At 45.5% G+C, this 7,634-nt stretch carries 6 protein-coding genes and 1 pseudogene; 1 reads left to right on the forward strand and 6 read right to left on the reverse strand.

All coding sequences use genetic code 11. The annotated features are described in order from the left end of the window. From ACP45E_RS14115 to ACP45E_RS14140, 6 genes and pseudogenes are all read right to left on the reverse strand, one after another. Positions 1-542: sugar-transfer associated ATP-grasp domain-containing protein (locus tag ACP45E_RS14115; protein ID WP_277815706.1), on the reverse strand; the 542-nt coding region annotated here is incomplete at its 3' end. 2 nt (positions 543-544) lie between these two features. Further along, positions 545-2,050, reverse strand: a complete 1,506-nt coding sequence (locus tag ACP45E_RS14120; RefSeq protein ID WP_017033765.1) for an inactive transglutaminase family protein — start codon at positions 2,048-2,050, stop codon at positions 545-547. A gap of 10 nt (positions 2,051-2,060) precedes the next feature. Continuing rightward, positions 2,061-2,810, reverse strand: coding sequence for an ATP-dependent zinc protease family protein (locus tag ACP45E_RS14125; protein ID WP_017033766.1), 750 nt, complete (start codon positions 2,808-2,810; stop codon positions 2,061-2,063). Positions 2,811-2,942: 132 nt separating this feature from the next. Further along, on the reverse strand, positions 2,943-3,914 hold the full coding sequence (gene cmoB, locus ACP45E_RS14130) for a tRNA 5-methoxyuridine(34)/uridine 5-oxyacetic acid(34) synthase CmoB (RefSeq protein ID WP_017039024.1): 972 nt from the start codon (positions 3,912-3,914) through the stop codon (positions 2,943-2,945). Positions 3,915-4,120: 206 nt separating this feature from the next. Next, positions 4,121-4,861 carry a carboxy-S-adenosyl-L-methionine synthase CmoA gene (cmoA, locus tag ACP45E_RS14135; protein WP_017033768.1) on the reverse strand — a complete coding sequence of 247 codons (741 nt, stop codon included), beginning with the start codon at positions 4,859-4,861 and terminating at the stop codon, positions 4,121-4,123. Between the two features lie 165 nt (positions 4,862-5,026). Further along, positions 5,027-5,860 (reverse strand): annotated as a pseudogene (locus ACP45E_RS14140) (DUF72 domain-containing protein). A gap of 320 nt (positions 5,861-6,180) precedes the next feature. Here ACP45E_RS14140 and aspS point away from each other — a divergent pair. Next, the coding region (gene aspS / locus ACP45E_RS14145) for an aspartate--tRNA ligase (protein ID WP_069585148.1) at positions 6,181-7,634 on the forward strand (1,454 nt) is incomplete at its 3' end.

The raw sequence follows: 7,634 nt of genomic DNA on the forward strand, positions 1-7,634 counted from the left end.
GTTGAACATCTCATCATCGCCATGACTGGGTAGCCCTTAAACACGATGATACGCACGTCAGGTACGCCCTCAAAGCTGTAGCCATTGAAACACTCATCGAATTTGATCAGGTTTTCTACAACGGCGACATCATTTTTACCACCAAGAGAAAACAGCCCCGCCAGTGCATTACTAATATGACGTTCTACATCTTCTTTGCCAACCGTATCTCCAGAAGGCTTGGTATACACACCATCCTTATGGGAGACGATCACTAAGATCCCTTTACCACCACTGCCTTGAGCAGGTTTGATAACAAAGCCGGGCCATTTAAGCACCATTTTATGGATGGTTTTTACTTCCGCTTGATGGCTAATAACCCCGATCAATGCGGGAGTAGTACACCCAGCTTGCTCGGCAATAATTTTGGTTTTCAGTTTGTCATCGACCAAAGGATACTTAGAACGATCATTGTAACGAGCGATATAGCTGTGGTTACGCTGATTCATTCCCATGATACCTTTGTGCTTCAATTTACTTGGAGAGGTAAACTGTGAAAACATAGTTAGTCCTCCGCGAGTGGTTTGAAGCGGCGCAGCTCAGTTAAACGATAACCAGTGTAGGTACCAAGCAACAAAATAGCGGCCAATACAATCAGTTGAAGACCAATAAAGTTAAAGGTCAAATGCTGAATGTAGCTGTTGGTCATCGCTAAATAGACAAGAACTGCTGTTAGCAATGAACCACCGCCTTGCAGTACCACTTCCTTAGGCCCTTCCTCTTCCCACAGAATCGACATACGTTCGATGGTCCATGAAAGGATAATCATAGGGAAGAAGGTAATCGAAAGCCCTTCCGTGAGACCAATATTGAAGGCGATGACGGTAAAGGCCGAGATGATCATTATTACGGTAATAATGACGGCGGATATTCGCGAAACAAGCAATAGGTTGAGCTTAGAAAGGTAGCTACGAATCACTAAGCCTGTGCCGACGATGAGTAAGAAACCCACAATGCCGGTAATCAGTTGAGTCTGTACAAAGGCTACTGCGATAAGAACAGGCATGAAGGTGCCAGATGTTTTTAGCCCAACAATGACACGAAGGAATACAACCAGAAGCGCACCGATAGGGATCAACATAATGGTTTTAAACATCGCTTGCTCTTCGAGTGGCAAACTATGGATAGAAATGTTGAGTAGCCCATCAGCCTCAACTTTTCCATTGGTTGCTTGCTTAGGTGACACCTCTTGAGCAATCATAGAGAAATGCACCTGGCTATTTTTACCACCGACCAGATCGAGCAAGGATACGTTAGATTCGTCCCAAATAAGCAGGTTATCTTGAGTCTCAGGAGTGCCTAAGGTCGGATTAAATAGCTCCCATTTGTTGCCATCCCACACCTGATTCATTTGTTGTATGCTTTGACGTCGACGCCCATCTTCCAATTCAATAACACCGACGACTTTACTCGGTATTTGCGCATAGGCGAGAAGTTTGTCTACGGCTTCGACTTTGGAGAGAGTATTTAATATAAGCGCTGAATTTTGGCTTTCACTGTCGTTGAGCGTTTTAATGAGCTCGCGCGTGAAAGTGACATCGTCGGCCGAACGTTGATTTGCGCGTTCAATGAGCGCGTTTGCCGCCGCTTCTACTGGGCCATCAAACGTTGGCTTCACAATCTCACCACTTGGTTTGATCGGGCTCACTTTTGCTTGTGGGTCGACTAAGAATTGCGTTTTATAATAGATAGTTTGATCGCCGTCTGCTTCACGAATAGACCATTCAGCACGTCGACCGGAATCGGTATTGATATAAGAGACACCGTAGCCAGGTGAAGACGCCGACTCGTTGACGAGAGTGTATCCGGCTTGAGTATGAGGGGCGGCGAGTGAAGCTTTCACCGGTTTATTCTGAGCCGTGAACTCTATTCGTGCTTCGATATCCCAGACTTGGCGTGTTTCACCTGGTATCCAAGGAACACCATAGGTCTGATGCCTTAGCACACTCAGTGCAATCCCTGCGATGATCAGCAGAACAACTGACAGATAAAATGGTACTTTTGACGTCATAACTTACCTATTATTTTTGTTTGATTTCCGTATGTATATACTGGCGACTTATATCTACGAGCGCGATATCGCGAATGAACTCTCGCCCGAGTAAAATAGGATGACTCATTTGAGAGCGGTCTGCCAAGGTAAATTGTGCTTTTTCGTGAATTTTGCCCACTTTGACCCAAAGTTCAACCACCGCACGACGCTCAACTGATTCGCTGGTCGACTGTCTAATTTTGACAAAGCGCAGAACTGGCAATTCTATCCAGTTTTCATCGCTGAGTTCGGTAATGCCATCAGACAGATGAAATCGTACCCAGTTTTTTCCGTTACGCTCGAATTCTTCAATGTCGATAGCATTGAGTGACGACGTCGCCGCACCAGTATCAATCCGGGCGTCAAAAGGCTGATTTATCGCGTCGATGGTGACGTGCTCTATCTCACCCAATACAACTTTTTGTGTTGAAGAGGTTGGGGTAAACACGACGTGAGTTGGCGTGCTTTCTTTGTCCGCTCCCTCGGAGCCAGGCGCGGGAACTAAAGTTATCGTCGCGTGCTGCAGTTTCTCTTGAAGAGACAGGATTTCAGCTTCTAAACTGTCAACATAATCGGTCTGATTACTCACCGCCAATTCGATGTTAGTCAATTTATTCGTAAGGAGAGCGTTTGATTCTTGAATAGCAGAGATAGTGTCGTTATGAAATTGTTCGCTATTGGTTTGAACACAACCAGACAATAAGCCAAGGGCGAGGACGGGAGCTAATCTTTTTAACATTGGAAACCTTAAAGGGCCATTAAACGTAATTATTCGTGTATTTTCCTGCAAAGAAGGGAGGGTTGGGTTTCCCTTCTTAATAGCAGCAGGAGAATATCTTATCCGCTAAAATGCAGGTTAGAATATTGTCAATTATGGCTTATTCGCGATCAAAATTGCACGGCGTGGCGCAGGGTGCCCTTCGCGGGTTTTGCTGGCGTCATTTGGGTCGAGATAATCGGGTAGTGAGTTATGAGTCATCCACTCCGTCGTTCTCTGCTCTCCGATGGTGGTTGTGTTCTCATCCACGATGCGAACGTTAACAAAGCCAACTTGTTCTAGCCAAACTTTTAACGCACGGGCTGATGGGAAGAAATAGACGTTTCGCATTTGCGCATAGCGGTCGACGGGCACAAGCACCGTGTTTTCATCCCCTTCAATGACCAAGGTTTCTAGCACCAACTCTCCCCCCTTTACTAACTGATCTTTCAATTGGATAAGATGATCAAGGGGTGACCGGCGATGGTAAAGCACCCCCATGCTAAACACGGTGTCAAATGCTTCAAGTTTTGGTAACTGCTCAATACCTAAAGGCAATAGGTGGGTGCGTTGGTCATCCCCCATCAATTTTCTAATCGCTTCGAACTGAACCAAAAAAAGGTGAGAAGGGTCAATGCCAATACAGAGACGGGCTTGCTCGCCAAGCATTCGCCACATGTGGTACCCATTGCCACAGCCAACATCTAGTACAGATCGATTTTTAAGAGGTGAAATATGATGCAGGACGCGATCCCATTTCCAGTCGCTTCGCCACTCGGTATCAATATGAATATCATGTACAGTGTATGGGCCTTTACGCCAAGGGTGAAAAGTCTTAAGTAAGTTTTCTAGTTTCTTAGTTTCCCCTTGTGACAGGGGAGTTTGGTTGCTTAAAGACACCGATTCTTTCAGATCGATATTATCGGGCTTACCTGATTGGATCTTCTTAAGCGCTCTTAACCAGCGTTCAAAGTCGCCATGTTCTGCGTTTTGCCAATCCGTTAGCTGCTGTGGGAGAGTGTTGAGCCAAGGTTGAAGGCGGTCATCATTCGCGATGAGTTGATAGATATTTGCAAAATCGAACATGGTTGTGTTCCTGTAAAGAGATCGAATGTTCTAGTCGTCATGATCAAAGCATCGCTTATTTTTTTTAAAGCTGGATGCAAAAAGAAAATGACTGAACAAAGTTAGGCACACTTTGAGTGTTCACTCTCTGTGTGTCTTCAATTAACAAGTGTGCTGAATTAAATTGCACCGAATTAAAACTAAGTACGCTGAATTAAAACCGAACGTTATTTTATGGCAAACATTGAGCCGAAGTTAAAGCATTGGAACCACACTTCACTGCTTGAGAAACCAATGGTATTAAAGCGTTCTTTATGCGTGTCGATGGAGTCAGGGCGCATGACATTTTCAATGGCACTGCGCTTCTGGCTAACTTCAAGCTCGCTATACCCATTTGCACGTTTGAAATCGTGGTGTAAGTCGATCAACAGTTCATTGGCACTGTCGTCGTCAAAAACGTATTTTTCAGACAAAATTAGAATTCCACCGGGGCGCAGACCCGTATGAATTTTTTTGAGCAATGCATAGCGGTCTTCTGGCGAAAGAAACTGCAACGTAAAATTTAAGACCACAATAGAGGCATCTTCAATGGCGACTTCCCGTATATCGGCTTCAATCACTTGAACCGGTGTATCTGAGCGATAAGCGTTCACGTGAAGCTTACAGCGTTCAATCATTGCCGCCGAATTATCAACAGCAAAAATCGTACAACCCTCTTGCTGGATATGGCGACGCATTGACAGGGTAGCCGCGCCTAACGAGCAGCCTAAATCATAGATATTAGAATGCGGTTTGACAAAGCGTTCGGCCAACATGCCAATGGCCGAAATGATGTTGCTGTAACCTGGAACTGAGCGTTGAATCATGTCTGGAAAAACTTCCGCAACGCGTTCATCAAAGGTGAAGTCACCGATCTTATCAATGGGAGCGGAAAAGATAGCGTCTTTATTACTCGCTTTGTTGCTCATGGTGTTCTCTCGTGGTTGTCAGCAATAGAGGGGTACAACATCCCCAATAAAAGGGGGCGTATTTTACGCAATAATTCGTCCCATGTCACGAAATCACGACAGTACAACTTCAGTAAGCGCGGACAATAAGAAGTTAAACCTATGGGAATCCATTCTAAACACGCCCTAGAACATCGACATTTGGTGATCGCCTTTCATTGCGGGAAAATCAGCGAGAGGAGGAAGCGAAACTTCCTCAGCTAACTTGTCGTATAGCCGTGTCGCAAGTTGCGGGGCTTCGACATTATCGGGCGTATGTATCATCACGTAAGGTTGTTTTCCCTCAGCTATCCATATTGGCAATTTTTTAAGCCAGGGTTCAAAGAAAGCAACGTTGGCGTCTTGTTCGGGGTGGCCTATGAATCGAATCACTGGGTTTTCTGCGGTGGCTATAGCATGAACAGGAACGCGTGGTTTCTTTTGATGCGCATCGATGACCGCTTATGTCGTTGGCGGTGCAGAAAAGACTGGACGGCTATCCATAATCGTGCGATTGATGCCTTCTTCAACGAGCCATTGATTAAAGTGCTTTTCTTCATTCTTTTTGTTAAAAAAACCAAGGTGGCGAACTTCGACGCCGAGCTGCATGTCTTTCGGGAAATACGTGCAAAACTTTTGTAGGGTAGGGAGCATGCTGGGTTCAAAGCTGTGCGGTAGTTGAATTGTCCATTGCCCTATCCGGTCGTGCAGTGGAGACATGGTGGTCAAAAATTCTCTCAACTCTGCCTGACATTGCCGGAGTTGCTGTTGGTGAGTAATGAATTTGGGCAGTTTAAACGTAAAGCGAAAATTCTGGTGAGTCGCGGCTTTCCAGTTTAGGACTGTGGGTATGCTCGGTGTAGCGTAAAACGTCGTATTCCCTTCAACCGTATGAAAAACTTGACTGTACTTTTCTAGGCGCTCTGCAGGTTTGGTCCCTTTTCCATAGAACGGACTTTGCCACTCAGAATGAGACCACATCGTGAGTCCAAGCCTTAAAGGTAAAGTTGCCATAGTCACCACATCATTATTTTGGGTTAAAACCAAAAACTACTGTACGAGACTTTTGCTGATTAAGGTACTTTCGAGATATAATTAACGCCATTTTTTTGCTTTTGCTGAATATTTGCACGTTTGGCGAGTTAAAAAGCAGCAAAGCAAGATAAAACACAACAAATTCACGTGTGGAAGGTCGATTTTAAGCGAGTTTCCGCGTATAAATATTCCTTTGCTCTGTTGGGTGGATATTACCGCCGACAGCTTGGAAACTAGTAAATAATTAAGAGATTGGGAAATTCATTATGCGTACCCATTACTGTGGTAACCTGAACAAGTCCCTGGCGGGACAAACTGTAGAACTGTGCGGCTGGGTAAACCGTCGCCGTGATTTAGGCGGTCTTATCTTTATCGATATGCGAGACCGTGAAGGCATCGTTCAGGTTGTTGTTGATCCAGATATGAAAGATATCTTTCCAATCGCCAACCAACTGCGTAATGAATTCTGTATCAAGTTCACTGGTGAAGTCCGTGTTCGTCCAGACAGCCAAGTAAATAAAGACATGGCTACTGGTGAAGTTGAACTGTACGCGACGGGTCTTGAGATCATCAACCGTTCTGATGCGCTTCCACTCGACTTCAACCAAACGAACTCGGAAGAGCAGCGTCTTAAGTACCGTTATATCGATCTTCGTCGTCCAGAAATGAGCGACCGCATTAAGCTTCGTGCACGCGCTTCTAGCTTCGTTCGTCGTTTCCTAGATGAGAACCTATTCCTAGACATCGAAACACCAGTACTGACAAAAGCGACGCCAGAAGGTGCTCGTGATTACCTAGTACCAAGCCGCGTTCATAAAGGTAGCTTCTACGCACTTCCTCAGTCTCCTCAGCTGTTCAAGCAACTGTTGATGATGTCTGGTTTTGACCGTTACTATCAAATCGTTAAATGTTTCCGTGATGAAGATTTACGAGCTGACCGTCAGCCTGAATTTACTCAAATCGATATCGAAACATCGTTCATGTCTTCTCAAGAAGTGCGTAACATCACTGAGAAGCTAGTTCACGATATGTGGAAAGAGCTTTTAGACGTTGAACTGGGCCAATTTCCAGTCATGCCTTTCTCTGAAGCGATTCGTCGTTTCGGTTCTGATAAGCCCGATCTACGTAACCCACTAGAGCTAGTAGACGTTGCTGACTTGGTTAAAGATGTAGAGTTCAAAGTATTCTCTGGCCCAGCTAACGACGAAAAAGGTCGCGTAGCGGTTATCCGTGTTCCTGGTGGTGCTAAGCTAACTCGTAAGCAAATCGACGGTTACGCTGAGCACGTCAACATCTACGGCGCGAAAGGCCTAGCTTGGATGAAGGTGAACGACCGTGCTGCAGGCATGGAAGGTATTCAATCTCCAGTGGCTAAGTTCCTAAGCGAAGACGTAATCAACGGTATTCTAGATCGCACTCAAGCTGAATCCGGCGATATCATTTTATTTGGCGCAGACAAAGCGGGCATTGTTGCTGAAGCAATGGGCGCACTTCGTATCAAACTGGGTGACGATTTAGAGCTAACTGACAAAAAAGCGTGGGCTCCTCTTTGGGTTATCGACTTCCCAATGTTCGAAGAAGATGGCGAAGGTAACTTGCATGCGATGCACCACCCATTCACATCACCACTAGGTGTGAACGCGGAAGAGCTTAAAGCGAATCCTGCAGCAGCCAACTCTGATGCCTACGACATGGTCATCAACGAGATCGGAAGAGCGGT

The organism is Vibrio genomosp. F10 str. 9ZD137 (assembly GCF_049974785.1).
In the GTDB taxonomy this organism is placed as follows: Bacteria; Pseudomonadota; Gammaproteobacteria; order Enterobacterales; family Vibrionaceae; genus Vibrio.